Raw genomic sequence first — 26,221 nt, 5'->3', positions numbered from 1 at the left:
GGTGGACCCGCGTGCCCGCGATCGTCGTCGTCGGTGCCCAGTGGGGCGACGAGGGGAAGGGCAAGGCGACCGACACGATCGCCGGGTCCCTCGACTACGTCGTCCGCTACAACGGCGGCAACAACGCCGGGCACACCATTGTGGTCGCGGGCGAGAAGTACGCGCTGCACCTGCTGCCCACCGGCATCCTCACGCCCACCGTGGTCCCGGTCATCGGCAACGGCGTCGTCATCGACCTCGGCGTGATGTTCGAGGAGATCGACCTGCTCGAGGCGCGCGGCGTCGACACCTCGCGGCTCGTCGTCAGCGCGGGCGCGCACGTCATCGCGCCCTACCACCGCACGGTCGACAAGGTCACCGAGCGCTTCCTCGGCAAGCGACGCATCGGCACGACGGGGCGCGGCATCGGCCCGGCGTACGCCGACAAGATGTCCCGCGTCGGCGTGCGGATCCAGGACCTCTTCGACGAGAAGATCCTGCGGCAGAAGGTCGAAGGCGCGCTCGAGCAGAAGAACAACCTGCTGGTCAAGGTCTACAACCGCCGCGCGATCTCCGTCGACGAGGTGGTCGAGGAGCTGCTGGTCCACGTGGACCGGCTGCGCCCGCTGGTGAAGGACACCTCGCTGCTGCTGTCGCACGCGCTCGACGAGGGCAAGAACGTCCTTCTCGAGGGCGGTCAGGCCACGCTGCTCGACGTCGACCACGGCACCTATCCGTTCGTCACGTCGTCGAACCCGACCTCCGGTGGCGCCAGCACCGGCTCGGGCATCCCCCCCACGCGCATCGACTCCGTCGTCGCCGTCGTCAAGGCGTACACGACGCGCGTCGGTGAGGGGCCGTTCCCGACCGAGCTGCTCGACGCGGACGGGGAGCGGCTGCGCCGCGACGGCGGGGAGTTCGGCACGACGACCGGGCGTCCGCGCCGCTGCGGCTGGTACGACGCGGTGGTCGCCCGCTACGCCGCGCGCATCAACGGGGTCACCGACTTCGTGCTCACCAAGCTCGACGTCCTCACCGGCTGGGAGCAGATCCCGGTGTGTGTCGCGTACGAGATCGACGGCGTCCGGCACGACGAGATGCCCATGACGCAGACGGACTTCCACCACGCCGTGCCGGTCTACGAGTGGTTCCCCGGCTGGACCGAGGACATCTCCGCGGCGCGGACGCTCGCCGACCTCCCCGCCAACGCCCGCGCCTACGTCGAGGCGCTCGAGGGCATGTCGGGCGCGCAGATCAGCGCGATCGGCGTGGGTCCGGGCCGCGACCAGACCATCGAGGTGCGCCCGCTGCTGCGCTAGGCGCAGGTGGGCTCGCCCGCGCGGCGACGTTGATCAGGCAGCCCGATCGAGTTCCCGGCGCCGCCTGTCGAGCTGCCGCTCCTCGAACGACCGGCCGCACGGAGTGCACGCCGTACGGACGAGATCTCGTCCTGGTGGCGACCACTCCGTGCGGTCGGGCTCGTCCTTGATCGGGCAGCCTGATCAACTTCCAGGCCGGCCGCGGCGGGCTGGCTCGCCCGCAGCGCGGGTCAGTCCGTGACCGCACCCGACGACGGCGCCGCGGCCGAGCCGAACTGCTTGAGCCCGCCCAGGGCCAGGTCGACGAGCTGGTCGAGCTGGACCACGTCGTCCGCCGAGGGCGCCGTGACGGCCGCGGGGGAGTCGTCGATGTCGACGACGAGCTTCGACGTCTTCACGTGGGCGATGGACTCGGGGTCCTTGCTCAGCGCGACGACGCTGGAGAGGTCCAGCGTGGCCTGGGTCAGGTGCTTGTCCTTCACCGTGAGCGTGCCGGTGACGGGAGTGCCGGGCAGCTGGTCGATCGTGCTCTTCTGCGCGGTGATCGAGCTCGACGCGGCGCCGAACAGCTTGGCGTACTCCGGCTTCTGCAGGATCTCCAGCCACGCGTCCAGCGTCTTGCGGACGTCGGCGCTCCAGTCCACCTTCGTCGTGCCGCCGTCCTTCGACACCGTGGTCGCGACCGACGCGGCACCGAGCAGCTCGGAGGCGAGGCGGCGGGCGACCGCGGGGTCGGGCTGCGTCGTGCCGAGCGGGGAGGACTTGTTCAGCCCGGCGGCCTGCAGCTTGGAGTAGACGCTCGTCAGGTCGAGGCGCAGCCACTTGCCGGCCTTGATCCCCTCGACGACCGAGGAGAACATCGCTGCCGACTCGGCGTCCAGCGGCAGCGCGGTGCCCGTCGCCTCCTGGTACGCCGCGGGGTCGAGCTTCGCGTAGAGCACGCCCTCGATCGAGCGCAGCGTCGCCACGTCCTTGCCGCCGTGCTTCCACACCATCGCGAAGGTCCCGCTGTGCGCGAGGGACTTCGCCGGGTCGGTGCTGGCGCTCGGCGCGCTCGTCGCCGTGCCCGCCTGACCGAGCGTCTGGTCGCCCTCGGGGTCGACCGTGACGACGAGGCTGCTGTCGGCGACGATCTGCGCGTCGCGCTTGTCGCTCGCCGACGTCGAGCTCTTCTGCAGCTCGCCGTCGGGGTCGGCGATGTGCAGCGTGAACGACGCCGCCTTGGCCTTCTTGAGGTTCTCGACCGCGTCGTGCGCGGAGAGCTTCGCACTGGTCTGGGCGCAGCCGCCCAGGAGCCCCGCCACCGCGAGGCTCGCCACCGCTCCGGCGCCGGCCACCTTGACCCGTCGGTCCGTCGTCCTCATGTCCCGCTTCCCCCGTCTCCGTCCGCTCCGGTCTGGAGCGCCGCGCCATGCTAGAGGTGGCGGCTCCGCCCCCGCCACGCCCGTACGCGCGCCTGTGGACGTGCTCTCCCCCGCTCTGCAGCACCAAACCCCGCGCCGTCGTCGAGTGCGCGTACCCGCGCCCGCCAGGGGGAACAGCCCCGGCGAGGAGCAGGCGGGGCTGCTCCCGTGCCTCGAGGAGGAGGTCCCGTGGACGCACGAGCGCAGGGAAGCCAGGGCGGAGGGCTCGCGGCGCCCTCCCGCTCGCGGGACCGCACGCACTACCTCTACCTCGCCGTGCTCGCCGCCGTGGGCCTCGGCATCGTCGTGGGCCTCGTGGCGCCGTCGCAGGCGCAGCAGCTCAAGCCGCTGGGCACGGCCTTCGTCAACCTCATCAAGATGATGATCAGCCCCGTCATCTTCTGCACCATCGTGCTGGGCATCGGCTCCGTCCGCCGGGCAGCCCAGGTGGGGCGGGCCGGCGGGCTCGCCCTCTCGTACTTCCTCGTGATGTCCACCGTCGCCCTCGCGGTCGGGCTCGTCATCGGCAACCTGCTGCACCCCGGCGCGGGCCTGCACCTCACCGAGGAGCTCCGTGGTGCGGGGGCGAAGCAGGCGGGCACCGGCGCGGAGGGTACGCAGGAGTTCCTCCTCGGGATCATCCCGACGACGCTGGTCTCCGCCCTCACCGCCGGGCAGGTGCTGCAGACGCTGCTCGTCGCCCTGCTGGTGGGCTTCGCCATCCAGCCGCTCGGCACGGCCGGCGAACCCGCCCTGCGCGCGGTGGCAGTGCTGCAGAAGGTCGTGTTCAAGGTGCTGGCCATGGTCATGTGGCTGGCTCCGGTCGGCGCCTTCGGCGCCATGGCCGCGGTCGTGGGGAGCGCTGGTGGGCAGGCACTCCGCAGCCTGGCGGTCATCATGGTCGGCTTCTACCTCACCTGCGCGGTCTTCGTGTTCGGCGTGCTCGGTCTGGTCCTGTGGCTGACGGCACGCATCTCCGTCCTCCGCCTGCTGGCCTACCTCGGGCGCGAGTTCCTCCTCATCCTCAGCACCTCCTCGTCCGAGACGGCGCTGCCGCGGCTGATCGCCAAGATGGAGCACGCGGGCGTCTCCCGGCCCGTCGTGGGCGTCGTCGTGCCGACCGGCTACTCGTTCAACCTCGACGGCACGGCGATCTACCTCACGATGGCCTCCATCTTCATCTCGCAGGCGCTCGACAAGCCGCTGTCCATCGGCGAGCAGATCGGGCTGCTGCTGTTCATGGTCGTGGCCTCCAAGGGCGCGGCAGGCGTGACGGGCGCGGGACTCGCGACCCTCGCCGGTGGCCTGCAGTCGCACCGGCCCGAGCTGCTCGACGGCGTCGGGCTCATCGTCGGCATCGACCGCTTCATGTCCGAGGCGCGCGCGCTCACCAACTTCGCGGGCAACGCCATCGCGACGGTCGTGGTGGGGTCGTGGACGCACGAGGTCGACACCGCGCGCATGCACGAGGTCCTGCACGGGCGGCTGCCGTTCGACGAGCGGCTCCTCGACGACACGCACGACAGCGTCGACCTGCGCGAGTCGTCGGCGCGTGCGACCGAGCCGACGGGGGTAGGCCCGCGGCCATGAGCGATCAGGCCTACGACACCGCGGTCTTCGACGTCGACGGGACGCTGGTCGACAGCAACTACCACCACGTGCTCGCGTGGTACCGCGCCTTCCGCCGCTTCGGCCTCACCATCCCGTGCTGGCGGATCCACCGGGCGACGGGGCAGGGCGGGGACCAGATCGTCGGCTACCTCGCCGGTGACGACGTGGAGCGGCAGCACGGGGACGACCTGCGCGACGCGTACGCGGAGGAGTTCTCGCCGGTGCGCGACGAGATCCAGCCCTTCGGACCCGCGCAGGACCTGCTGCAGCGGGTCAAGGAGCGCGGGCTGGAGGTGGTCCTCGCCAGCTCCGGCAAGGAGGACGACGTCGAGCACTTCGTCGACATCCTCGGCGTGCGTGGCATCGCCACGCTCTGGACCTCCTCCAAGGACGCCGAGCAGAGCAAGCCCGCTCCGGACATCGTCGAGGTGGCGGTGGGGCGCGCCGGCGCCGCCAAGCCGGTGATGGTCGGGGACTCGGTGTGGGACGTGAAGGCCGCGCAGCAGCTCGGCATCCCCACGGTGTGCGTGCGCAACGGCGGCTTCGGCGTCGACGAGCTGCGGGAGGCGGGCGCGGTCGAGGTCTGGGAGTCGCTCGACGAGCTCCTCGACGGGCTCGACCGCAGCATCCTCGGCGGCTGAGCCCGGCCCTCACGGGCCTGGCCGTCCCGCGTAGGGTGCGAGCGCCCGCTGCCGGAGGAAGGACCCCCCGATGTACCTCGCCGCCGAGGACCGCTACGACACGATGCCCTACCGCCGCGTCGGGCGGAGCGGGCTGCGGCTGCCCGCGATCTCGCTCGGGCTGTGGCACAACTTCGGCGACGAGCGGGGGCTCGAGACGCAGCGCGCGATCCTGCGCCGCGCGTTCGACCTCGGCGTGACGCACTTCGACCTGGCCAACAACTACGGCCCGCCGCCCGGGGCGGCCGAGGCCAACTTCGGCGAGCTCTTCGAGCGCGACCTCCGCCCCCACCGCGACGAGATCATCGTCTCGACGAAGGCGGGCTACCTCATGTGGCCGGGCCCGTACGGCGAGTGGGGCTCGCGCAAGTACCTCCTGTCGAGCCTCGACCAGTCGCTCTCCCGGCTGCGCCTCGACTACGTCGACATCTTCTACTCCCACCGCCCCGACCCCGAGACCCCGCTCGAGGAGACCATGGGGGCGCTGCACTCCGCGGTGCAGCAGGGCAAGGCTCTCTACGTCGGGATCAGCAACTACTCCGCGGAGCAGACCGCGGAGGCGGCGCGGATCCTCGCCGGGCTCGGGACGCCGCTGCTCATCCACCAGCCGCGCTACTCGATGCTCGACCGCTGGGTCGAGGGCGGCCTGCTCGACACCCTCGAGGAGGTCGGCGCCGGGTCGATCGCGTTCTCGCCGCTGGAGCAGGGCCTGCTGACCGACCGCTACCTCCACGGCATCCCCGAGGGCTCGCGGGCCGCGGGCAGCAGCCCGTTCCTCACCGCGGAGAAGATCACCGAGGACAAGCTCGCCGTGATCCGGGCGCTCGACGACGTCGCGCGGCGCCGTGGCCAGAGCCTGGCGCAGATGGCCGTGGCGTGGATCCTGCGCGGGGGCCGGGTCACCTCGGCGCTCGTCGGCGCGAGCAGCGTGCGCCAGCTCGAGGACAACGTCGCTGCCGCGCGCACGCTGGACTTCAGCGACGACGAGCTGGCGGAGATCGAGCGCATCCTCGGCGGCGCGGGCGGCTGAGCGGCGTCCACCGGTAGTCTGCCCGCGCCATGAAGGTCCTCCTCATCGGGTCCGGCGCCCGCGAGCACGCGCTCGCCCGCGCCCTGGCCGCCGACTCCGCCGTCACCGGCATCGTCACCGCACCGGGCAACCCCGGCACGGCCGAGCTCGGGCGCACCGTCCCCGTCGACGCCGCCTCCGGGGAGGCCGTCGCGGCGCTGGCCCTGGCCGAGGGCGCCGACCTCGTCGTGGTCGGCCCGGAGGCGCCGCTCGTCGCGGGCGTCGCCGACGCGGTCCGCGCCGCCGGCGTCCCCTGCTTCGGCCCGTCCGCGGAGGCGGCGCGCCTCGAGGGGTCCAAGGCCTTCGCCAAGGAGGTCATGGCCGCCGCGCAGGTGCCGACGGCGATGGCCCATGTCTGCACGACGCCGGAGGAGGTCGCCGCCGCGCTCGACGCGTTCGGTCCGCCGTACGTCGTCAAGGACGACGGGCTCGCCGCCGGCAAGGGCGTCGTCGTCACCACGTCGCGGGACGAGGCGCTCGCCCACGCCGCCGCGTGCTCCGGGGCGGTCGTCATCGAGGAGTACCTCGACGGGCCCGAGGTCTCGCTGTTCGCGCTCAGCGACGGCACCACGGTCGTCCCGCTCCAGCCCGCGCAGGACTTCAAGCGCGTGGGCGACGGCGACGCCGGTCCCAACACCGGCGGCATGGGGGCGTACTCGCCGCTGCCGTGGGCGCCCGCCGACCTGGTCGACGAGGTCGTCGAGCGGGTGGTCCAGCCGACCGTCGACGAGCTCCGCCGGCGCGGCACGCCCTTCGTCGGCGTCGTCTACGCCGGGCTCGCGCTCACCTCCCGCGGGTTGCGCGTCATCGAGTTCAACGCCCGCTTCGGCGACCCGGAGACGCAGGCCGTGCTCGCCCGGCTGCGCACCCCGCTCGGCGGCCTGCTCCTCGCCGCCGCGACCGGGCGCCTGCACGACGTGGAGCCGCTCGTGTGGGACGCCGGCGCCGCGGTCGTCGTCGTCGTCGCCGCCGAGGGCTACCCCGCCGCGGTCACGAACGGCGACGAGCTGAGCGGCCTCGACGAGGTGCCCGCCCCCGCGTACGTCCTGCACGCCGGGACCGCGCTCGACCCCTCGGGCGCGCTCGTGTCCGCGGGCGGCCGGGTGCTCTCCGTCGTCGCGACCGGCGAGGACCTCGGCCGCGCCCGCGAGGCCGCGTACGCCGGGGTGCGCGCCGTCCGGCTGCGCGGCTCGCACACCCGCAGCGACATCGCCCGTGCCGCCGCCCAGGGAGAGGTCGTCGTCCCGCCGCAGCCGGAGTAGCCGGCCCGTCAGCACGGACCGGCGCTCAGCCCTCCCGGCCGAGCACCAGCACGGTCACGTCGTCGTCGTGGCCGGCGGGCTCCGCGCAGGCCGCGAGCAGGTCGGCGAGCAGGGCGCCGGGGAGGCGGCCGCCCGGGCCGGGTACGGCGCCGAGCGCGCGCCCGATGCCGCGGTCGATGTCCTCGCCGCGGCGCTCGACGAGCCCGTCGGTGACGAGGACCAGGGCGCTGCCCGGCGGGAGCTCGAGCGCCGAGCTGGCCCGCTCCGGGTCGTCCACGCCGAAGGGTGTGCCCCGCCTGGTGTCGACCAGGTGGCTGCCGCTGTCGTCGACGAGGACCGGTGGCAGGTGACCGGCGTTGCCGACCTCCACGCGGCCGGTGCCGGGGTCGACCAGCAGGTAGAGCACGGTGACCAGCTGGGAGAGGTCGGCGACGGCGAAGAAGTGGTCCACCTTGTCGAACACCGCGACCGGGTCGGGGTCGGCGATGGCGTACGCCCGCAGGACCGTGCGGACCTGCGCCATCGCGGCGGCCGCCTCGACCCCGCGGCCCATCACGTCGCCGACGAGCGCGACCACGCGGCCGTCGACGAGGGTGAGCACGTCGTAGAAGTCCCCGCCGGCCCCCTCGCCCCCGGCCGGGCTGTAGTGCGAGACGACGCTCCACCCCTTGACGTCCGGGATGCGCTCGGGGAGCAGCGCGCGCTGCAGGTCGAGGGCGGCGGCGCGCTCTGCGGCGTACAGCTCGGTGCGCAGCAGCGTCGCGGCGGTCAGCGAGGCCAGCGCCAGCACGAAGGCTCGCTCCTGCTCGCCGAACAGCCGGCGTGACGCGAAGCTGAAGCGCAGCGCGCCGAGGACGCGGTCGCCGACGATGAGCGGGACCGCGCACATCGACACCGTGCCGGCCTCGAACCCCTGCAGGGCGGGGAAGCGGTCGTCACGCTCCCGGCGGGACTCGAGCCACACGGGGTGGCCCGTCCGCAGCGCCGTGGCGGCCGGCAGCGGTGCGTCGACGCGCTCCTCGCGCAGCGTGTCCACCAGCTCCGCGCCGTAGCCGACCGTGCCGGGGACGGCGAGGTGCTCCCCGTCTGCGGCCCGGACGAGCAGGCCGCCGCCGGAGGCCCCGAGCGCGGCGACGCCCTCGGAGACGACGACGTCCGCGACGTCCTCCGGCGTCCGCGCCCGGGCGAGCGCGGCAGTGACCCTTTGCAGCCGCGCGGCGTCGCCGGTCACCCGCTGCAGCCCGGCGAGCCGCTCGACCTCGTCGACGAGCACGCTCTCGAACGGCGTGACCGGCTCGGGCCGCAGGCCGTGCGCGAGCTCCTGCAGCTGGTGCACGACGGCCTCGACGTACCAGCGCCGGAACAGCCGGTGCGAGGGCGGCGTCTCCAGCGTGAGCAGCCGGGCGGCGCGGGAGTACGTGTCGGCCTCGTCCAGCGCGGCGAGGTAGGCCTCGCCCGCAGCAGCCGCCGAGACCGGGAGGTCCAGCGCCAGGCGCGTACGCGGCTCCCCCCGCCGCGCGGCCGCCAGCGCCTGGCGCTTGATGGCGTCCCGCGCCTCGGCGAACCCGTGCACCACGGTCTCGATGAGCCGGGCGAGGTCCTCGGGGACGGCGTCGCCCTGCCGCGCCCGGGCGGCGAGGCTGAACTCGCGGACGAGGTTGTCGATGTGCGCCTTCGCGGCGATGAGCAGGTCGGTCGGGACGTCGCCGAGCACGACGGTGCTGCGCTGGCCGGCGGCGGCCTGGTCGTCCTGCCAGGAGGCGAGCAGCGCGTCGACGTCGAGCGCGTCCTCGTGCGCGGCGGCCCCGCTGCGCAGCTCGGCCCACACGACCTTGCCGCCCTCGCCGCCGCGCTCGACGCCCCACCGGGCCGACACGGCCTCGACCAGCGCGAGGCCGCGCCCCGTCATGTTGCTCGTGCTCGGCGCCGGCCGGACGGGCGAGCGCGGGTCGGCGTCGCGCACCTCGACGCGGATGCAGTCGGCGTCGCCCGCGACCCGGACGTAGACCGGGGGGAGGCCGTGCTGGATGGCGTTGGCGAGCAGCTCGGCGGCGACGAGGGCGGCGTCGTCGGCGACGGCCTGCGCGCCCCGCGCCATGACCTCGCGCTCGACGTACTGCCGGCCGGCCCGTACGCCCGCCGGGAGGGTCGGTACGGCGAGCTCCCCGCTGGCGGCCACCGGCGCATCGTAGTCCCTAGGCGGGGACGGCCAGTGCCCTCAGCGTGCCCGCGGCGGCGGCCGCGGCAGCAGCCCGCGCCGCGGCGAGATACCGACGCGGGTCGACGCCCGACGGGTCGGCCGCGAGCTGCTCCCGCACCGCGGAGGTGAAGGCGACGTTGAGCAGCGTGCCTACGTTGATCTTGACGATGCCGTTGGCGGCAGCGTCGCGCAGCGTCGGCTCGTCCACGCCCGAGGACCCGTGCAGCACCAGGGGGACCGGGACGGCGGCGGCCAGCCGGTGGATGAGCTCCTGGTCCAGCGAGCTCGTCCGCTGTGTCCGCGCGTGCTCGCTGCCGACCGCCACCGCGAGGGCGTCGACCCCTGTGGCGGCGACGAAGGCCGCGGCCTCGTCCGGGTCCGTGCGCACGCCCGGCGTGTGCGCGCCGCCCTTCCCGCCGACGGCTCCGAGCTCGGCCTCGACGAGCAGGCCGTGCTCGTGGCCCCACTCCGCCGCCTTCCGCGTCACCGCGGTGTTCTCGTCGTCGGGCAGCCGGCTGGCGTCGACCATGAACGAGCTGGCGCCCAGGTCGACCGCCGAGTGCAGCAGCTCCAGGTCCTCGACGTGGTCGAGGTGCAGCGAGAGCCGCGCCTCGTGCGTCTCGGCGGTGGCGAGCACCGCAGCGGTCAGCGGTCGCGCGCCGCGGTGGTAGCGCACGGCGTTCTCGCTCACCTGCACGATGACGCCCACGCCGACCTCTGCCGCCGCGTCGGCGACGGCCTCGACGTGCTCGAGGGTGATGACGTTGAAGGCCAGGACCGGTGCGCGGGACTCGCGCGCCGCGGAGATCAGGTCGGCGGTGGTGGTGAGCATCGTCAGGTCCTCAGCGGGGGTTCGGGGCGGGGAGCGCCGCTCGCACCATGGTGCCTGCGGCGATGTCGTCGAGCGCCTCCACGGCGAGGGTCCCGGCGCTCGGGTGCAGGACGGCGGCGGCGGACCAGGCGACGGCGCGGCGCAGGACGTCCGGCCACGGCTCGGCCGAGACCAGCCCGAGCGCCAGTCCCGCCGCCAGGGCGTCTCCCGCACCCGTCGGGTTCACCGGGACGAGCGTCGGCGGCACGACCGTGAGCGGACCGTCCGCGTCGACCGCGAGCAGCCCCTCGGCGCCGCGGGACACGACGACCCGGGGGACGCCCGCCGCGAACATCCCTGACGCAGCAGCCAGGACGTCGGGTGCGCCCGTCGCGTGCAGCACCTCCTCCTCGTTGGGCTTCACGAGGTCGGGACGGGCAGGCAGCGCCGCGACGAGCGGCGGGCCGCTCGTGTCCAGGACGACGAGCGCCCCGGCCGCGTGCGCGTGCGCGGTCAGCTCGGCGTACGCGCGGGCGGGTGCCCAGGGCGGCAGGCTTCCGGAGAGCACGACGACGGCCGCGTCTCCCACCAGCCGGTCGTAGTGCCGCAGCCACCGCGTCCACAGCGCGGGCTCTCCCGCCGCCCCCGCCTCGTTGAGCACCGTGGCGGAACCGTCGGCCTCCATCACGGTGACGGTGCGCCGCGTCTCCGGCGCCTCCTCGAGCATCGCGTGCGGCACCGACGACGCGGAAAGCTCGGCGAGCAGCAGGCTGCCGGTGGCACCACCGACGACGCCGGAGACGAGCACCTCGGCGCCCATCTGCTGCAGCACCCGGCCGACGTTGACGCCCTTCCCCCCGGCGCGGCCGCTCGCCGAGGTCACCCGGTTGGTGCCCCCCGGCAGCAGCCGGTCGACGACGTACGTCACGTCCCACGCGGGGTTGAGGGTGACGGTCAGGATCATCGGCACGTCAGCGGAACCTCGAGTGCCGGTCCTGGCCCGTGGCGCTGCGGTACGCGTCGAACCCCGTCCACGTGCGGTCCAGCCACCCGAACACGGCCTCGGCCGCGGTCGCTCCCGTCGCCGAGAAGACGTTGTGGTCGCTGCGGTTGTCGTGGCTGTCGGAGTCCGGGACCGTGCCGTAGACGACGTGGTCGCTGTTGCTCGCCACGATGTCATTGCGGGTGAACGTGTCGTGCGACGCGTGGTACTGCACCAGCACCTCAGGGGACCCGTCGTCGAGCTGGTTGTCGCCGCGGAGCACGTTGCGGGTGAAGGTGTTGTCGTGGGAAGTCCCGGTCTCGACGCCCCCGCAGGCCTCGGCCCCGTTGCAGTAGCCGCCCGTGGCGATGCCGACGTAGCGGCTGCCGCTGATGGAGTTCCGGGTCACCAGGACGTGGTCCGCGGAGCCACGGGCGTTCTCCGCCGCGACCTCGATGCCGATGTCGTTGTCCTGCACCGTGTTGCCGCGGATGACGATGCGGGTGCCGCCGTCGACGTAGATCCCGTCCGCGCAGTTGCACCACGCGCCGTCGGACCAGTAGGACGGGTTCCCCTCGGAGCGGATGCGCGCCACGGTGTTGTCGGCGATGACGCCGTCGCGGGCGCGGTTGGTGTCGGTGTAGCGGTAGGGCTCCGGGAGCGTCGGCTCGAAGCCGATGGCGTCGATGCCGATGTTGTCGTTGTCGTAGATGTGGTTCCGCACGACGGACCAGTGGGTGACGTTGCCGTTGACCACGACGGACTCGCTGGCTCCGAGCTTCAGGTGGTCGACCGTGTTGCCCGCGATGACCAGGCCGGTGATCGGCTGCGCCGGGTCGTCGCCGTACGCCGCGATGCCGTGCGCGCCGAAGTCGAAGCTGCCGAGGACGCCGGCCTCGTTGCCCAGGTCGTGCACGTGGTTGCCGCGCAGGACGACGCGGCTGTCGTGCCCGTGGACGTAGATGCCGGCCGGGGTCACGCCGAGCGACCTGCTGCGGTACGCCGTGATGTCGAGACCGCTGACGGTCACCTTGCTGCTGCGGGTGATCTCGAGCAGGCCGGTGATCCCGGGGGAGGGGGAGAGCCCCGCACCGGAGAGGACCGGGTGCTCGCCCGGGTAGGCGCGCAGGGTCAGGCCGTGGGCGCCGTCGACGACGACACGTCCGGTGAAGGTGCCACCCCGCAGCACCACCGTCCCGTGCCCGTGGAGCTGGTCGACCGCGGCCTGGACCGAGCCGCCGGCGGGGACGACGACGACCCGCGGGCCGGCCGCGCTGGCGGCGGGTGCGGCGCCGAGGACCAGGGCCACCGCCGCACCGGCGGCGAGCCGCTTCACAGCGCCACCGGGACGCGCAGCGGCTCGGGGAGCAGGTCCCCGTGCGCTGCCACCAGCGCGTCGCACAGCGCCCAGATGCGGTCCACGGTCAGCGAGGCACTGGTGTTGGCGTCGACCATCGCGGCCTGACGGACCTTGCGCGGGTCACCGGTGACGGCGGCCTCGACGGTGAGCATCCCCGTGCTGCAGTACGCCGCGTTCACCGCCGCGCACTGCGTGGGCAGCGCACCTGCGGGCCGTGGTCGCACACCTGTCGCGTCGACGTCCGCGGGCACCTCGATGGTGAAGCCGGCGGGCAGGTTGTCGATGAGGCCGAGGTTGGGCACGTTCGCCACGATCTCGCGGTGCTGCCCGGTGACGATGCTGTGGACCACCTGCGGCGCGTACTCCGTCGCGGTGCGCTCCTCGCCGGGCAGCGCCTCCCCTGCGGCGAGCGCGCGGCGGGTGGCGGCGTACTCCTCGAGGTTCTCGCGCGAGATGCCGACGTAGGCGCCCACCGGGATGCGCAGCCGCTCGACCTCGTCGTCGTCGTGCAGGTACCACGGCAGGTACTCCGCCGAGTGCTCGCTGGTCTCGGTCGGGTAGAACCCGATGCGCCGGTACATGTCGACGCGGACGCGGCGGCGGAGCTCGGCGTCGCGGGCGATGAGCTCGTCGAGGCGCGGGTAGAGGCTCTCGCCCTGGTGCGTCCACTCGAGCAGCCAGGCCTGGTGGTTGACACCGGCGCTGCGGAACGACGTCTCGGCCATGGGCACGCCGACGAGCTCGCAGAGCCCGTGCACGGTCCAGTGGACCGAGTGGCACAGCCCGAGGACCTTCAGCTGCGGGGCCACGGCGTGCAGGTAGGCGACGTTCATCGCCATGGGGTTGGTGTAGTTGAGCAGCCAGGCGTCCGGGCAGACCTCGAGCATGTCGCGCGCGATCCCCTCGAGGACCGGGAACGTGCGCAGGCCGCGGAAGATCCCGCCGATGCCGACGGTGTCGGCGATGGTCTGCCGCAGCCCGAAGCGCTCGGGGACCTCGAAGTCGCGCAGCGTCGCGTCGAACATCCCCACCTGGATGGAGTTCACGACGAAGTCCGCGCCCTGCAGGGCGCTGCGGCGGTCGGCCTCGGCCACCACCTTCGTCCCGGGGCGGTCGGCGGACACGCGCTGGGCGAGGGCCTCGGCCGTCGCGAGCCGCTCGGGGTCGATGTCGTGGAGCACCACGCGCAGGTCGCCGAGGTCGTCGTAGGCGAACAGGTCGCTCAGCAGGTCGCGGGTGAACACGACGCTGCCGGCACCGAGGAAGCAGATGGTCGTCACGCGCACACTGTGGAACGCCTCGACGAAGCGCGCAACAAACGCGCAGAAGTGCGCACGACTAGACGGTCACGACCTGGACGCCGGCCTCCTTGAGCCGCCGCAGCTGCTCGGGGTCGGCCGCGCGGTCGGTGACGACGTCGTGGACGCCCGACAGCGGGCTGATCCGGGCGAAGGTCACCCGGCCGATCTTCGAGCTGTCGGCGATGACGACGGTCCGGTGCGCGCGGTGCACGAAGGCGCGGTCGGTCTGCGCCTCCATCTCGTCGTGCGTCGTGCAGCCCTCCTCCGGGCTCAGCCCGTCGACGCCGATGAAGGCGATGTCGAGGTGGTAGTTGGCGAGCATCGCCTCGGCGGCCGGCCCCACCATCTCGAAGCTCTGCCGCACGATGCCACCGACGACGACCAGCCGCAGGCCGGGACGTCCCGCGAGCTCGGCAGCGATGTTGATGGCGTTGGTGACGACGGTGATCCCCCGGCGCTCACCCAGTGAGCGCGCGAGCTCCATGGACGTGCTGCCCCCGCTCAGGCCGATGACCGCACCGTCCTCGACGAGCGCCGCTGCGGCCTGGCCGATGCGGCGCTTCTCGGGCTGGCGCTGGGCGGCCTTGACCCGGACGGGGAGCTCCTCGCCGACCTCGTTGGCCAGCGCGCCGCCGTGCGTGCGCACGAGCAGGCGCGAGGCGCTGAGGGACTGCAGGTCGCGGCGGATCGTCGCGCCGGAGACGCCCATCGCGTCGGCGAGCGCGACGACGTCCACGCTCCCGGACGCGCTGACCTGGTCGAGGATGGCACTGAGGCGTTCGGCGCGGCGCACGGGCTGACGTTACATCTGCGCAACAGGGACGAGCAATCGCGCAACACCGCTGTGCGGGTCGGGCCATTTCCGGGCGCAGCCCTTGACCAGCGCTACGGCCGGGTCTACCGTCGCGCAACATCGCGCAGGATCGCTCAGCACCTCGCGCCGCAGCTCTGCACACGTGCCGGCTCCCAGGAAGGACGATCGAGATGGCCCAGAGGCGCAGTCCGAGGTACGCCGGCGCGGCGGGAGCCGCCCTCCTCCTGACCGTGGCGGCCTGCGGAGGGGGAGGCGGCAGCTCCTCGGCCTCGACCGCCACCAAGGACGTGACGATCACGGTCGTCCTCGCCGTCGACCCGCCGCCCAAGGCGACCCTCGACGCGTTCACGGCGCAGACCGGCATCAAGGTCAAGTGGGCCAACATCGACTGGGACAGCCTGCAGACGAAGATCTCGGCCGCCGCGACAGCCCACACGTACTTCGCGGACGCGACAGACGTCGACTGGTCGCGCGTCGGGCAGCTGGGCAAGCTCGGCTGGTTCCTCCCGATGGAGAAGTACCTCGACACCAAGGGGATGGCCGCGGACGTCCCGCAGCTCGCGTCGTTCACCGAGGGCGGGCACGTCGTCGGCATCCCGTACGACGCGTCCTTCATGGTGACGACGGTGAACACCGAGCTGCTGAAGAAGGCCGGGGTCACGAGCACGCCGACCACGATCGGCCAGTTCACCGCCGCGATGGAGCAGGCGAAGGCGAAGGGCGTCGTGCAGTACCCGCTCAACATCCCCTTCGCCGCGGCCGAGGGACTGTCGACGTACTGGTACCAGACCACCGGCGCCTTCGGCGGCGCGATCCTCGACGCGCAGGGCAAGCCGCAGTTCACCGACCCCTCGTCCGCCGGCTACAAGGCCGCCCAGTGGATGGTCGACGCGCTGAAGAAGGGGCTGGTGCCGCCCGGGAACATCAACGTCCTCGACAGCCAGAGCCAGCAGACGCTCATGGCCAAGGGCCAGGTGGTGAGCACCTTCTCCGACTACTCCGGCAACGTCGGCAGCCTCTACGACCTCCCGGCGTCCTCGTCCGTGGTCAAGAAGGTGACCTACATCCCCACGCCCGGCGCGACCGGCGTCGGCCCGAACCTCAGCAACCCCGACGGCATCGGCATCCCCAAGCAGGCGAAGTACCCCGCGGCCGCGGCGAAGTTCATCTCGTGGTTCACCGACCCCGCGAACCAGGTCGACTTCTCCGGCGCCAACGGGCCGGACAAGGCGCTCTCCGGCTACGCGATGCCCTCCCACCTGAGCGCGGTGCAGCGGATCACCGCGAAGGGCACGCTCATCGGCGGCGACGTGCTCAGCACCCTGCTGAAGGACTCGAAGCCGGTCTTCCCGGGCGGCGCCCCCGCGTGGTACCCGGAGTTCTCCAACGCGGTCTACACCAACCTCCATGACGCGGCGACCGGGTCGAAGTCCGTGGCCGAGGCGATCAAGGCGATCGCCGCCCTCGCCACGGCGCGGGCAGGCGGCTCGTGACGTCGTCGGCCGGGGCGGAGACGCCGGTGGCGACCGCGACCGAGGAGCCCCCACCACCGGCGCGGCGACGCCGCCGGCGCGGCCCGGACCTGCTGCCGTACGTGCTGGTGGCGCCGGTCGCCGCCTTCATCGTCTGCCTCGCGATCGTCCCCGCGGTGTTCACGGTGGTGAAGTCCTTCTACCGCGTCGACGAGCTCGACCCGCCGGAGCGCTTCGTCGGCTTCGGGAACTTCACCTCGCTCTTCCACGACAGCGCCGTCGTGAGCAGCACCGAGAACACCCTGCTGTACGTCCTGGTCGGCGTCGCGCTCTCGACCGTGCTGGGGATCGCGATGGCGGTGACGCTGCAGCGGCCGTTCCGCGGCCGCAGCATGGTGATCGCCGTCCTGATCCTGCCGTGGGCGCTGCCGGGCATCGTCGAGGGGATCCTCTGGACGGGGATCTTCGACCCGAACGCGGGCCTGCTCAACAGCGTGCTCACCTCGCTGCACCTCACGAGCGACTACCACGTGCTGCTGGGGCAGGACCGCCTGCTCACCATCGCCCTCATCGAGCTCGTGCAGGTCTGGCAGATCACGCCGCTCTCGGCCCTGCTGGTCCTCGCGGCGCTGCAGCTCATCCCCGGCGAGCTCTACGAGGCCGCCGAGATCGACGGGGCGTCGCCCTGGAAGTCCTTCCTCCGCATCACCCTGCCGCTCGCCCGGCCCGGGGTCGCGGTGGCGATGGTGCAGGCGGTGATCGCGACGCTCAACGTCTTCGACCAGCCGTACGTGCTCAACGGCGCCGCCTCGACGGGCGCGTCGCTGACCATGCAGACCTACTTCATCAGCTTCGAGAACCTCGACTTCGGCACGGGCTACGCCCTCAGCCTGCTCATCACGCTGGTGACGCTGCTGTTCTCCGTCCTCGTCGTGCGGTTCGTCTACCGGAGGGTCGAGCTGTGAAGCGGTCCCAGCTGCTCCGCCGCGTCTCGGTCGGGCTCATCCTCGTCTGGTCGCTCATCCCGATCTACTGGGCGATCAACATCTCCCTGCAGAAGGAGTCCCAGGCCCGCTCGAAGCCCAGCCACTACCTCCCCCCGACCCCGACCCTCGGCAACTACCGGGCGCTGCTGACGGGCAGTGGGGACGTCGCCCAGCAGATCCGCCGATCCTCGGTGAACATCGTCGTCGAGTGCGGTGCGGCGACGATCGTCACGGTGCTGCTCGCGACGCTCGCGGCGTACGCCTTCGCCCGCATGCCGTTCCGCGGGCGGAACCTGCTGTTCTACAGCGTGCTCGCGACGATGGCGTTCCCGTCCTACACGACGCTGATCCCGCTCTACCGGATCATGACCGACCTCGGGCTGGTCAACACGTACACCGGGATCGTCCTCGTCTACGTCTCCGGCTTCCTCCCGCTGGCGACCTGGGTGCTGCACAACTACTTCGCGAGCCTGCCGGTGAGCATCGAGGAGGCCGGGCTGGTCGACGGGGCCAACCGGCTGCAGGTGCTGTGGCACGTGCTGCTGCCGCTCGCCCGGCCCGGGATCATCTCCACCGCGCTCATCACGTTCCTCTTCGCGTGGGCGCAGTTCCTCTTCCCGCTCGTGCTGTCCACCGACATCAGCACCCAGCCGCTGACGGTGACGATCGCCTCGCTGCAGGGCCGGCACGTCGTGCCGAGCACGCTGCTCAACGCGGCGGGCGTCCTCGCGATCGCCGTACCCGCGGCCCTGGCGCTCGCCTTCAACCGCTACATCGTGAGCGGCCTCCTGGCGGGTAGTACCAAGTGACCTCTCCCTCTCGACCGCCCAGGAGCTCCTCGTGACCACCGTCGACTGGACTGCCCGCGGGGCCGCCGCCACCGCCCGCGAGATCGCGCAGCAGCCCCGGTTGTGGCGCGAGGTGGCGCAGGACGCGGAGCGCGACCGTGCGCGGACCGACGCCTTCCTCCAGCCCCTGCTCGCGCAGCCCGACCTGCGGATCGTGCTCACCGGCGCCGGGACCTCCGCCTTCGCCGGCGGCCTCATCGCCCCGGCCCTCGCCCGCACCCTGCGCCGGCGGGTCGAGGCGGTGCCCACGACGGACGTCGTGTCGAACCCGGCCGAGGTGTTCGCCGAGGACGTGCCGACGCTGCTGGTCTCGTTCGCGCGCTCGGGCGACAGCCCGGAGAGCGTCGCGGCGACGGCGCTCGCCGAGCAGTGCCTCAGCTCGGTCCACCACCTGGTGGTGACGTGCAACCCGGAGGGCCGGCTCGCCAAGGAGATGGCCGGCGCGGAGCGCTCCCTCGTCCTGCAGATGCCGGAGGCGGCGCACGACGAGGGCTTCGCGATGACGAGCAGCTTCACCTGCATGGTGCTGGCGACGTGGCTGCGGCTGGCGGGCGGCGACCCGGGAGTCGGGAGTGCGGCCGCGGCGGCCGAGCGCCTCCTCGCCGAGCACGAGGACGACCTCGCCGCCCTCGCGGCGCGCGGCTACACCCGCGTCGTCTACCTCGGCTCGGGCCCGCTCACGGCGCTCGCCCAGGAGTCGGCGCTGAAGATGCTCGAGCTCACGGCCGGCTCGGTCGTCGCGTGGTTCGACTCGGCCCTCGGCTTCCGCCACGGGCCGAAGTCGGTGCTCGACGACGAGACGCTCACCGTCGTGCTGGTCTCCACCGACGCGTACACCCGGCAGTACGACGAGGACATCGCCGCGGAGCTGCTGCGCGCGCTCGACCCGAAGGACGTCCTCGTCATCAGCGCCGGCAGCCCGTCGCGGCTCCAGGCGCCGCAGACGTGGGAGCTGCCGGAGCTCGCCGGTGCGAGCGACGTCGTCGCCGGGCTCGCGTACGTCGTGGTGGCCCAGCTGCTCGCGCTGCACACGTCGCTGGCGCTCGGGCTGACCCCGGACAACCCGTTCCCGTCGGGCGAGGTCAACCGGGTCGTGCAGGGCGTCACCGTGCACCCGCTCGGCGGGGCGGGAGCTTGAGCGCGTACCTCGGGATCGACGGGGGCGGCACCAAGACCGCGCTGTGCGTGCTGAGCGACGAGGGTGAGGTGCTCGCGAGCACGGTGGCGCCCAGCTGCTACTACCTGTTCTCCCCGGAGGGCCCCGCACTGGTCGAGCGGGTGCTCGGGGTGGCGGTGCCCGAGGTGTGCGCTGCCGCCGGCATGGCGGTCGACGCCGTCGCGTACGTGTTCGCCGGGCTCCCCGCCCACGGCGAGGTGAGCAGGGACGTGCCCGCGGTCGACGCGGCGGTCGGCGCCGCGCTCGGGCATGCGCGGTACGCCGTCGCCAACGACACCGTCTGCGCGTGGGCCGGCTCCCTCGCCGGCGCGGACGGCATCAACGTCGTCAGCGGCACCGGGTCCATCACGTACGGCGAGCGCGCGGGGCGCGGCGTGCGCGTCGGAGGGTGGGGCGAGGCGTTCGGGGACGAGGGCTCGGGGCACTGGGTGGCGGTCCGGGGCCTGCAGGCGTTCACGAAGATGGCGGACGGGCGCCTGCCGCCCGGTCCGCTGCTGGACGTGCTGCGCGCGCGGCTGGGCCTGGGCACGGACCTCGACCTCGTCGACGTGGTGCTCAACCGCTGGCAGCGCGACCGGCGCGAGGTCGCTGCGCTCTCCCGCGAGGTGGTGGCCGCGGCGGAGGAGGGGGACGCCGCGGCCGCCGCGATCCTGTCCGACGCAGCGGACGAGCTGGTCGAGCTCGTCGAGGCCACGCGCCGCCGGCTGGGCTTCGCGCAGGGCGAGGCCGTCCCCGTCTCCTGGTCCGGGGGGATGCTGTCCGCGGCGCTGGTGCGCGAGCCGTTCCTCTCGCGGCTCCGCGCGCGCTACCCCGGCTACGACGCGCGGACCCCGCTGCACCCGCCGGTGGTCGGCGCCGCCCTGCACGCCGCGCAGCTCGCCGGCGCGCCGCTCTCAGCCGAGGCGCTGCAGCGGCTCGCCGGGCAGTAGCCGCCGGACGAACGCCCCGACCCGGGCGAGCGCCTCGTCCGCCGTGCCGCCGCTGCCGTCTGCGCCGTGCTGGAAGACGTGGGTCGCCCCTGGGTAGACCTCCAGCTGCACCGGGACGTCGGCCTCCGCAGCGCGGGCGGCCAGCTGCGTGGCGTCGTCGAGCAGGATCTCGGCCGAGCCGACCTGGACGAGCAGCGGCGGCAGGCCGCGCAGGTCCGCGAGCAGCGGGCTGACCAGCGGGTCGGCGCGACGGTCCGCGGCGTACGCGATGGCGTCCCGGGCGATCGAGGCCGTGCGCAGGACGGGGTCCAGCCCCTGCCGGGCGACGTAGCTCGCGCCCGAGAGCGTGAGGTCCGTCCACGGCGAGAGGACGACGGCGGCCGCGGGGACGGGCAGACCGGCGCGGACGGCGGCGACGAGCGTCGCGAGCACGAGCCCGCCACCCGCCGACTCGCCGGTGAGCACGAGGCGCTCGGCGGCGACGCCCGAGTCCAGCAGCGCGCGGTAGCCCGCCAGGGCGTCCTCGAGCGCTGCGGGGTGCGGGTGCTCGGGAGCCAGGCGGTAGTCGAGGGCGACGGCCCGCGCCCCCGCTTGCCGGGCCAGCAGCGCGGCGGTCCGGACGGCGGCCCGCGCGGACCCCATGACGTAGGCCCCGCCGTGCAGGTGCAGGACGGTCGCGTCGCCCGAGCCCGCGAGCACCACGTCGTACGCCGGGACGCCGCCCAGCGTCGTCGGCGTCGCGGTGACGTCGTCGGGGACGGGCAGACCGGTCATCAGCGCCTCGAAGGCCGGTCGGCGCTGCGGGAGCGGCAGCTCGTCGAGCCTCGGTGCGCCCGTGCTGGTGCTGGTCGTGCTGGTGCTGGTCGTGCTGGTGCTGGTCGGGGCGTCCATCGGGTCCTCCTGGTGGCGTGGCCTACGCTGTCCCCAACACCATTCCTCGGAAGTCGATTCCCTGGAATCGATCTGAGGAGGACCGTGGACGCGACGGCTGCCTTCCGGCTGCTCGTCCGGGTGGAGACCGAGCTCTGGAACGCCGTCGACGGCGTCCTCCTCGACGAGGTCGGCCTCTCGCTCGGACGCGTGGAGTCCCTCTCCGTCATCAGCAGCACGCCGGGCTGCCGCGTGCAGGACCTCGCCACGGCCTTCTCGGTCACGGTCGGCGGGGTCAGCAAGAGCGTCGACCGGCTGGAGGAGGCGGGGCTCGTCGAGCGGCAGCCGCACCCGGTCGACCGCCGCTCGTCGGTCCTCACGCTCACGCCCGCGGGGGAGGAGGCGCTCGCCCGCGGCCGCTCCGTGCTCGAGCGCGAGCTGGCCGCGCGGATGGGCGCGCTCGGCGCCGGTGAGGTGGAGCAGCTGGCCGGGCTGCTCGCGCGCCTCAGGCCGTGACGGGGTCCGGCACGCGCTCGGACCGGCGCCGGAGCAGCGGGGCGAGCAGCAGGCCAGCGGTCCCGGCGGCGGCGGCCGCGAGCAGCACGAGGGCGAGCGGGAGCGAGCTGCCCAGCAGGTCGGCGCGGTCGAGCGTCGCGAGGTCGTGCCGCGCCCGTGCGGCGGCGGCGTCGCGCTCGGCGGCGGGGGCGGAGAGGGAGCGGTCGAGCACGGTCCCGAGCGCGCTCGTGCCGCTCGAGGCGGTGACGCGCACGGTCTGCGCCACGTCGACGACGTCGCCGGTCCGCGGCTCGACCCAGTACGTCACGGTGCTCGCCGCGGCGTACGTCACGGGGACGGCCTGCCCGGCGCGCACGCTCAGGCCGAGGGGGAGCCGGCCACCGCCGACGGCCTGCAGGTCGGTCAGGGTGAGCGTGCGCGGCAGCCCGTCCGCGGCGGCGGACGGGACCGTGCCCGTCCAGACGTCGGTCGTCACGCCGGCGCGCTCAGCGGTGCCGGTGCGGCGCAGCCCCTCGGGGCGCGGGGGGACGGGGAGCGCCGGGGCGGCGACGTCGTGGCGCAGGGTCCCCGAGCTCCAGACGGTCGCGTCGGTGCCGGCCAGCGTGGTGGGGCCCGGCTGCGCCGAGGGGGAGGCGGGGGCGGCGAGCCGGGCGGCGCCGGCGCCGGCCAGCGCGAGGACGGCGAGGGCGGCGGCGGCCAGGCCGAGCGCGCGCCGAGGGACCGGGCGGCGCTGCGGCGTCGGGGGCCGAGTGATGACGAGCAGCACCGGGACGAGGTACGCGACCCAGCCGACCACCTCGACGACCGTCGGCCGCGGCTGCAGGCCGAGGACGCCGGTGAGCAGGGAGGACAGCACGGTGCCGGGTCGGACGAGCCAGCTGAGGTCGAGCGCCTGCGCCTGGCCGGCCAGCAGCCAGCCGGCCTCGTGCGCGGTGTGGAGGGCGGTGACGACGAGTCCGGCGGCCACGACCGCGAGCACGACCCCGGTCACCCGGAAGACGCGGCCGACGTCGATGCGGACGCCGCCGCGGTAGATGCCCCACCCGAGGGCGGTGGCCGCGGCCAGGCCGAGCAGGGCGCCGGTGCCGGCCGTCGCCGGGCTGCCGCTCGCGTTGAAGGCCGCCAGCAGGAAGACCGCGGTCTCGAGGCCCTCGCGGAGCACGGCGAGGAAGGCCATGCCGACCAGCGCGCGGACCGAGCCGCTCGCGAGCGCGGCGCCGGCGGCGCTCTCGAGGTCGCCCTTGAGGCCGCGCGCGTGCGTGCGCATCCACAGCAGCATCCAGGTGACCGCGACGACGGCCACGACGCCGATGACGGTCTCGAGCCCCTCCTGCGCCCGCTGCGGCAGCTCGGCCGAGACGACCTGCAGTGCGACGGCGACGGCGACGCACAGCGCGGCGGCCGCACCGACCCCGGCCCACACCCAGCGCAGGGCGTCGAGCCGGCCGTTGCGCCGGAGGAACGCGGCGACGAGCCCCACGATCAGCGCGGCCTCGAGCCCCTCGCGCAGGCCGATGACGAACGTGGCGAGCATCGACGTCCTTCGGGTAGGTGAGCCTTGCCTTGCTTGGAGCGTAGCGGCACCGGCGGGTGCTTGTGTAGGTTAGCCTCGCCTTAGTCCCGACGCACTGGCGCGTCCCGTCCCCTCGAGGAAGACCTCCCCGTGAAGATCCGCGCTGTGCACGCCCGCGCCGCCGCCCTCGTCGCTCCCCTCGCCCTGCTCGCCGCCTGCGGCGGGTCCGGCTCCGGCAGCGACGCCGCCTCCGCCAGTGCCGGTCCGGCGGCGGCGTCGGGGTCGGCGTCCGGGTCGGCGTCCGGCTCAGGGTCCGCGTCCGGTGACGTGCAGCTCGTGCTCACCGCCGACGGGTGCGCGCCCACGCCGTCCCCGGTGCGCTCCGGGCCCGTGACCTTCCACGTGACCAACAAGGACGCGACCGCGGTCAGCGAGATCGAGCTGCGCTCGGGCGCGCGGATCCTCGGGGAGAAGGAGAACCTCGCCCCCGGCTTCTCCGGCTCGTTCTCGCTCGACCTCGGCGCGGGCGACTACGTCGTCCACTGCCCTGGAGCGACGCACGACACGGCGCCGTTCCAGGTGACGGGGGCGCGCGCCTCGACCGGCGCGACCGACGCGACGTCCCTGCTGGCGCAGGGCACGAAGGACTACGCCGCGTACGTCAAGACCCAGGTCGACGGGCTGGTCACCGCGACCGCGCCGTTCGCGGCGGCCGTCCAGCGCGGGGACCTCGCCGCCGCGCGGACGCAGTACGCGAAGGCCCGCGTGTTCTACGAGCGCATCGAGCCGGTGGCCGAGAGCTTCGTCAGCGGCAGCAGCAACCTCGACGCCGACATCGACGCGCGGGCCGGCGACGTCCCGGCGGCGCAGTGGCGCGGGTTCCACGTGCTGGAGAAGGCCATCTTCAAGGACCGGTCGCTGAAGGGCATGGCCCCGGTGGCGGCCACCCTGGTGTCGAACGTCACGAAGCTGAAGACCCTCGTCGCCGGTGTCCAGTACCAGCCGGCCGAGCTGGCCAACGGCGCGGTCGGGCTGCTCGACGAGGTGTCGAAGAACAAGGTGACCGGCGAGGAGGAGCGGTACTCGCACGTGGACCTCGTCGACTTCTCCGGCAACGTGGAGGGCGCGGAGCAGGCGTTCGCGTCGCTGCAGCCGGCGCTCGCGACGATCTCGCCCGATGTCGCGAAGACCGTCGCCGCGCGCTTCGCCGCGATCGACGCGCTGCTCGACCAGCACCGCGACGCGCGGCAGCCGGGCGGCTTCGTGCTCTACACCTCGCTGACGCCGGCGCAGGTACGCGCGCTGGCGCAGGCCGTGCACGCCGTCGCCGAGCCGCTCTCGACGGTGGCCGCCAAGGTCGTCGGGGCGTAGCGGTCGTGGGTCTCAGCGAGGACCAGCAGGGTCAGGCCCCCGCCGGGCGGGGTGTGTCGCGGCGGCGGCTGCTCGGCGGTGCGGTCGGCGGTGGCGCCGGCCTGCTCGTGGGCGCGGCCGGGGGGTACGGCACGGCGCGGGCCACGACGTCGTCGCCGGTGTCGGCTGCTCCTGACGTCGTGCCGTTCTACGGCGAGCACCAGGCCGGCGTCGTCACGCCGACGCAGGGCCGGCTCGCGTTCGCGGCCTTCGACGTCGTCACCGAGGACGTCCAGCAGCTCGCCGCGATGCTCGGCCGGTGGTCGGCCGCGGCCGCGCTGATGACGGCCGGGCAGAGCGTCGGGCCCGTCGAGACCGCGCCGCAGGCGCCGCCCGTCGACACGGGCGAGGCGGTCGGGCTCGCGCCCGGGCGGCTCACGGTCACCGTGGGGTTCGGGCCGTCGCTCTTCGACGACCGCTTCGGGCTCGCCGACCGGCGGCCCGCGGCGCTCGCGCCGCTGCCCGCGCTGCCCGGCGACGCGCTGGAGGAGGCGCGCAGCGGCGGGGACCTCTGCGTCCAGGCCTGCTCGGACGACCCGCAGGTCGCCTTCCACGTCATCCGCAACTTCGCGCGCATCGGCCGGGGCACCGTCGTGCTGCGCTGGTCGCAGCTGGGCTTCGGCAGCACGGCGTCGACCAGCACTGCGCAGGAGACGCCGCGCAACCTGTTCGGGTTCAAGGACGGGACCAACAACCTCAAGCTCGAGGACCGGGCCGCGATCGACGACGCGGTGTGGGTCGGCGAGGAGAGCGACCAGGCGTGGATGCGGGGCGGGACGTACGCCGTCACCCGCCGCATCCGCATGCACATCGAGTCGTGGGACGCGGACTTCCTCGCCGACCAGGAGTCCGTCATCGGTCGGCACAAGCTGAGCGGCGCTCCGCTCGGGGGCTCGAAGGAGACCGACGTGGTCGACCTCGCGGCCACCAAGGGCGGCGAGCCGGTCATCCCGGCGGCCGCGCACGTGCGGCTCGCCAGCCCGCACACGAACGGCGGGATCCGCATCCTGCGCCGCGGCTACTCCTACACCGACGGCATCGACGCGAAGACCGGCGAGCTCGACGCGGGGTTGTTCTTCATCGCGTTCCAGAAGGACGCGCACGCGCAGTTCGTCCCGCTGCAGCGCCGGCTCGGCCAGCACGACGCGCTGAACGAGTACATCACCCACACCAGCAGTGCCCTGTTCGCCTGCCCTCCCGGGCTCCGCGCGGTCGGCGACTGGTTCGGCAAGGGACTGCTCGGCGACCTCGTGTCCTGACCCGGTCGTCTCCCGCTCTCCTGGCGCTCTCCTCCCGGTCGGCCTCTCGTCGTCCGCGCGTCGTCCCCGTGTGGGACCACGTTCCGGTGACCGTGGTGTCGGCGTGGGTGGCGAGCGTGGGGTGGCGGTACGCCGGCGGTGAGGTCCGCGAGCCCGCGGGGCGCCAGCACGGCGTGCTGCCCGGCGGGGTGCTCACGCTGTGCGGGCTGCCGCGCGAGGGGTTGCAGGACTTCCCCGCGGTGGCGTTCCCCGCCGTGCTGTCCGAGACGTGCCCCACGTGCTTGTACGCGCTGGCCGGGCTGGGCGGTTAGCGCTCGCTGGCTGAAGGGCGTCCAGTGGGACGCCGCCTCGTAGGGGGCATGGTCGAGGTCGTCGAGCGCACGGTGGCGATCCTTGACTCCGTGCTGGTGCGGGCGCGCCGCGGGCCCCGTCCGGCTGGTGCCGGCGAGG

General features: G+C 73.8%; 23 protein-coding genes. 14 read left to right on the top strand and 9 right to left on the bottom strand.

Annotated elements, in window-relative coordinates; all coding sequences use genetic code 11:
- The first annotated feature begins 11 nt into the window (after nt 1–11).
- Nucleotides 12–1,298, top strand: coding sequence for an adenylosuccinate synthase (locus tag EV189_RS00705; RefSeq protein ID WP_130491041.1), 1,287 nt, complete (start codon nt 12–14; stop codon nt 1,296–1,298).
- Nucleotides 1,299–1,528: 230 nt separating this feature from the next.
- Here the strand turns inward: EV189_RS00705 and EV189_RS00700 are convergent, their stop codons facing one another.
- Nucleotides 1,529–2,662, bottom strand: a complete 1,134-nt coding sequence (locus tag EV189_RS00700) for a hypothetical protein (protein ID WP_130491040.1) — start codon at nt 2,660–2,662, stop codon at nt 1,529–1,531.
- Nucleotides 2,663–2,890: 228 nt separating this feature from the next.
- Here EV189_RS00700 and EV189_RS00695 point away from each other — a divergent pair, with 228 nt between their 5' ends.
- From EV189_RS00695 to purD, 4 genes are all read left to right on the top strand, one after another.
- Nucleotides 2,891–4,291 carry a cation:dicarboxylate symporter family transporter gene (locus EV189_RS00695; protein ID WP_130491039.1) on the top strand — a complete coding sequence of 467 codons (1,401 nt, stop codon included), beginning with the start codon at nt 2,891–2,893 and terminating at the stop codon, nt 4,289–4,291.
- Nucleotides 4,288–4,953 (top strand): HAD family hydrolase, encoded by a 666-nt coding sequence (locus EV189_RS00690; RefSeq protein ID WP_130491038.1) that lies wholly within the window; start codon nt 4,288–4,290, stop codon nt 4,951–4,953. Before EV189_RS00695 ends, EV189_RS00690 begins: the two co-directional genes overlap by 4 nt.
- 70 nt (nt 4,954–5,023) lie before the next feature.
- Complete coding sequence (gene mgrA / locus EV189_RS00685) at nt 5,024–6,022, top strand: L-glyceraldehyde 3-phosphate reductase (protein ID WP_130491037.1); 999 nt, start codon at nt 5,024–5,026, stop codon at nt 6,020–6,022.
- A 29-nt stretch (nt 6,023–6,051) separates the two neighbouring features.
- Nucleotides 6,052–7,323: a phosphoribosylamine--glycine ligase gene (gene purD / locus EV189_RS00680; protein WP_130491036.1), complete on the top strand. Its 1,272-nt coding sequence runs from the start codon at nt 6,052–6,054 to the stop codon at nt 7,321–7,323.
- Between the two features lie 25 nt (nt 7,324–7,348).
- Here the strand turns inward: purD and EV189_RS00675 are convergent, their stop codons facing one another.
- From EV189_RS00675 to EV189_RS00650, 6 genes are read right to left on the bottom strand one after another with little or no spacing between them, the layout of a single operon-like run.
- Nucleotides 7,349–9,502: a SpoIIE family protein phosphatase gene (locus EV189_RS00675; RefSeq protein ID WP_130491035.1), complete on the bottom strand. Its 2,154-nt coding sequence runs from the start codon at nt 9,500–9,502 to the stop codon at nt 7,349–7,351.
- A gap of 16 nt (nt 9,503–9,518) precedes the next feature.
- Entirely contained in the window at nt 9,519–10,355 is an 837-nt protein-coding gene (locus tag EV189_RS00670; RefSeq protein WP_130491034.1) for a class II fructose-bisphosphate aldolase, read from the bottom strand.
- 10 nt (nt 10,356–10,365) lie between these two features.
- Nucleotides 10,366–11,298 (bottom strand): 1-phosphofructokinase family hexose kinase, encoded by a 933-nt coding sequence (locus EV189_RS00665; protein ID WP_231116082.1) that lies wholly within the window; start codon nt 11,296–11,298, stop codon nt 10,366–10,368.
- 7 nt (nt 11,299–11,305) lie between these two features.
- Nucleotides 11,306–12,652 carry a right-handed parallel beta-helix repeat-containing protein gene (locus EV189_RS00660; protein WP_130491032.1) on the bottom strand — a complete coding sequence of 449 codons (1,347 nt, stop codon included), beginning with the start codon at nt 12,650–12,652 and terminating at the stop codon, nt 11,306–11,308.
- Nucleotides 12,649–13,956 (bottom strand): alpha-galactosidase, encoded by a 1,308-nt coding sequence (gene melA / locus EV189_RS00655; RefSeq protein ID WP_130491031.1) that lies wholly within the window; start codon nt 13,954–13,956, stop codon nt 12,649–12,651. The genes EV189_RS00660 and melA overlap by 4 nt, the downstream gene beginning before the upstream one ends.
- Nucleotides 13,957–14,014: 58 nt before the next feature.
- Nucleotides 14,015–14,770, bottom strand: a complete 756-nt coding sequence (locus tag EV189_RS00650) for a DeoR/GlpR family DNA-binding transcription regulator (RefSeq protein ID WP_130491030.1) — start codon at nt 14,768–14,770, stop codon at nt 14,015–14,017.
- Nucleotides 14,771–14,961: 191 nt separating this feature from the next.
- On the opposite strand from EV189_RS00650, the gene EV189_RS00645 reads away from it, so the two are divergent.
- Genes EV189_RS00645 through EV189_RS00625 form a run of 5 tightly spaced genes read left to right on the top strand, consistent with a single transcriptional unit; the run spans nt 14,962 to nt 20,203 of the window.
- The gene (locus tag EV189_RS00645; RefSeq protein WP_130491029.1) at nt 14,962–16,284 is read left to right on the top strand and encodes an extracellular solute-binding protein; all 1,323 of its coding nucleotides are present in this window, start codon (nt 14,962–14,964) and stop codon (nt 16,282–16,284) included.
- Between the two features lie 26 nt (nt 16,285–16,310).
- Nucleotides 16,311–17,228, top strand: coding sequence for a carbohydrate ABC transporter permease (locus EV189_RS00640; protein ID WP_130491028.1), 918 nt, complete (start codon nt 16,311–16,313; stop codon nt 17,226–17,228).
- The gene (locus EV189_RS00635) at nt 17,225–18,058 is read left to right on the top strand and encodes a carbohydrate ABC transporter permease (protein ID WP_130491027.1); all 834 of its coding nucleotides are present in this window, start codon (nt 17,225–17,227) and stop codon (nt 18,056–18,058) included. The genes EV189_RS00640 and EV189_RS00635 overlap by 4 nt, the downstream gene beginning before the upstream one ends.
- A gap of 31 nt (nt 18,059–18,089) precedes the next feature.
- Nucleotides 18,090–19,235: an SIS domain-containing protein gene (locus EV189_RS00630; protein ID WP_130491026.1), complete on the top strand. Its 1,146-nt coding sequence runs from the start codon at nt 18,090–18,092 to the stop codon at nt 19,233–19,235.
- A complete protein-coding gene (locus EV189_RS00625) occupies nt 19,232–20,203 on the top strand; it encodes an N-acetylglucosamine kinase (RefSeq protein WP_130491025.1) in 972 nt (323 codons plus the stop codon). Before EV189_RS00630 ends, EV189_RS00625 begins: the two co-directional genes overlap by 4 nt.
- Here the strand turns inward: EV189_RS00625 and EV189_RS00620 are convergent.
- A complete protein-coding gene (locus tag EV189_RS00620) occupies nt 20,168–21,094 on the bottom strand; it encodes an alpha/beta hydrolase (protein ID WP_231115945.1) in 927 nt (308 codons plus the stop codon). The two genes, EV189_RS00625 and EV189_RS00620, sit on opposite strands and share 36 nt — an antisense overlap.
- 84 nt (nt 21,095–21,178) lie before the next feature.
- On the opposite strand from EV189_RS00620, the gene EV189_RS00615 reads away from it, so the two are divergent.
- Nucleotides 21,179–21,589 carry a MarR family winged helix-turn-helix transcriptional regulator gene (locus EV189_RS00615; RefSeq protein ID WP_130491024.1) on the top strand — a complete coding sequence of 137 codons (411 nt, stop codon included), beginning with the start codon at nt 21,179–21,181 and terminating at the stop codon, nt 21,587–21,589.
- On the opposite strand, the gene efeU is transcribed toward EV189_RS00615, so the two are convergent.
- The gene (gene efeU, locus EV189_RS19935) at nt 21,579–23,123 is read right to left on the bottom strand and encodes an iron uptake transporter permease EfeU (protein WP_165400058.1); all 1,545 of its coding nucleotides are present in this window, start codon (nt 23,121–23,123) and stop codon (nt 21,579–21,581) included. The two genes, EV189_RS00615 and efeU, sit on opposite strands and share 11 nt — an antisense overlap.
- Nucleotides 23,124–23,252: 129 nt before the next feature.
- Here efeU and efeO point away from each other — a divergent pair, with 129 nt between their 5' ends.
- The 3 genes from efeO to EV189_RS00595 all read left to right on the top strand — a co-directional run bounded on the left by efeO (nt 23,253) and on the right by EV189_RS00595 (nt 26,082).
- The gene (gene efeO, locus EV189_RS00605) at nt 23,253–24,473 is read left to right on the top strand and encodes an iron uptake system protein EfeO (protein ID WP_231115944.1); all 1,221 of its coding nucleotides are present in this window, start codon (nt 23,253–23,255) and stop codon (nt 24,471–24,473) included.
- Between the two features lie 5 nt (nt 24,474–24,478).
- Nucleotides 24,479–25,771, top strand: a complete 1,293-nt coding sequence (gene efeB, locus EV189_RS00600; protein ID WP_231115943.1) for an iron uptake transporter deferrochelatase/peroxidase subunit — start codon at nt 24,479–24,481, stop codon at nt 25,769–25,771.
- A gap of 86 nt (nt 25,772–25,857) precedes the next feature.
- Nucleotides 25,858–26,082 (top strand): hypothetical protein, encoded by a 225-nt coding sequence (locus tag EV189_RS00595; protein WP_130491023.1) that lies wholly within the window; start codon nt 25,858–25,860, stop codon nt 26,080–26,082.
- Nucleotides 26,083–26,221 lie beyond the last annotated feature (139 nt).

Origin of the sequence: Motilibacter rhizosphaerae (genome assembly GCF_004216915.1) — a bacterium.
GTDB classification, from domain to species: Bacteria; Actinomycetota; Actinomycetes; order Motilibacterales; family Motilibacteraceae; genus Motilibacter; species Motilibacter rhizosphaerae.
This window is presented reverse-complemented; position numbering and strand designations above follow the sequence as displayed.

Coding starts and splice junctions, on each gene's coding strand:
- EV189_RS00700 (WP_130491040.1), bottom strand. CDS start 2,662: ATGAGGACGACGGACCGACGGGTCAAGGTGGCCGGCGCCGGAGCGGTG.
- EV189_RS00690 (WP_130491038.1), top strand. CDS start 4,288: ATGAGCGATCAGGCCTACGACACCGCGGTCTTCGACGTCGACGGGACG.
- mgrA (WP_130491037.1), top strand. CDS start 5,024: ATGTACCTCGCCGCCGAGGACCGCTACGACACGATGCCCTACCGCCGC.
- purD (WP_130491036.1), top strand. CDS start 6,052: ATGAAGGTCCTCCTCATCGGGTCCGGCGCCCGCGAGCACGCGCTCGCC.
- EV189_RS00670 (WP_130491034.1), bottom strand. CDS start 10,355: ATGCTCACCACCACCGCCGACCTGATCTCCGCGGCGCGCGAGTCCCGC.
- EV189_RS00665 (WP_231116082.1), bottom strand. CDS start 11,298: ATGATCCTGACCGTCACCCTCAACCCCGCGTGGGACGTGACGTACGTC.
- EV189_RS00645 (WP_130491029.1), top strand. CDS start 14,962: ATGGCCCAGAGGCGCAGTCCGAGGTACGCCGGCGCGGCGGGAGCCGCC.
- EV189_RS00620 (WP_231115945.1), bottom strand. CDS start 21,094: ATGGACGCCCCGACCAGCACCAGCACGACCAGCACCAGCACGACCAGC.
- efeU (WP_165400058.1), bottom strand. CDS start 23,123: ATGCTCGCCACGTTCGTCATCGGCCTGCGCGAGGGGCTCGAGGCCGCG.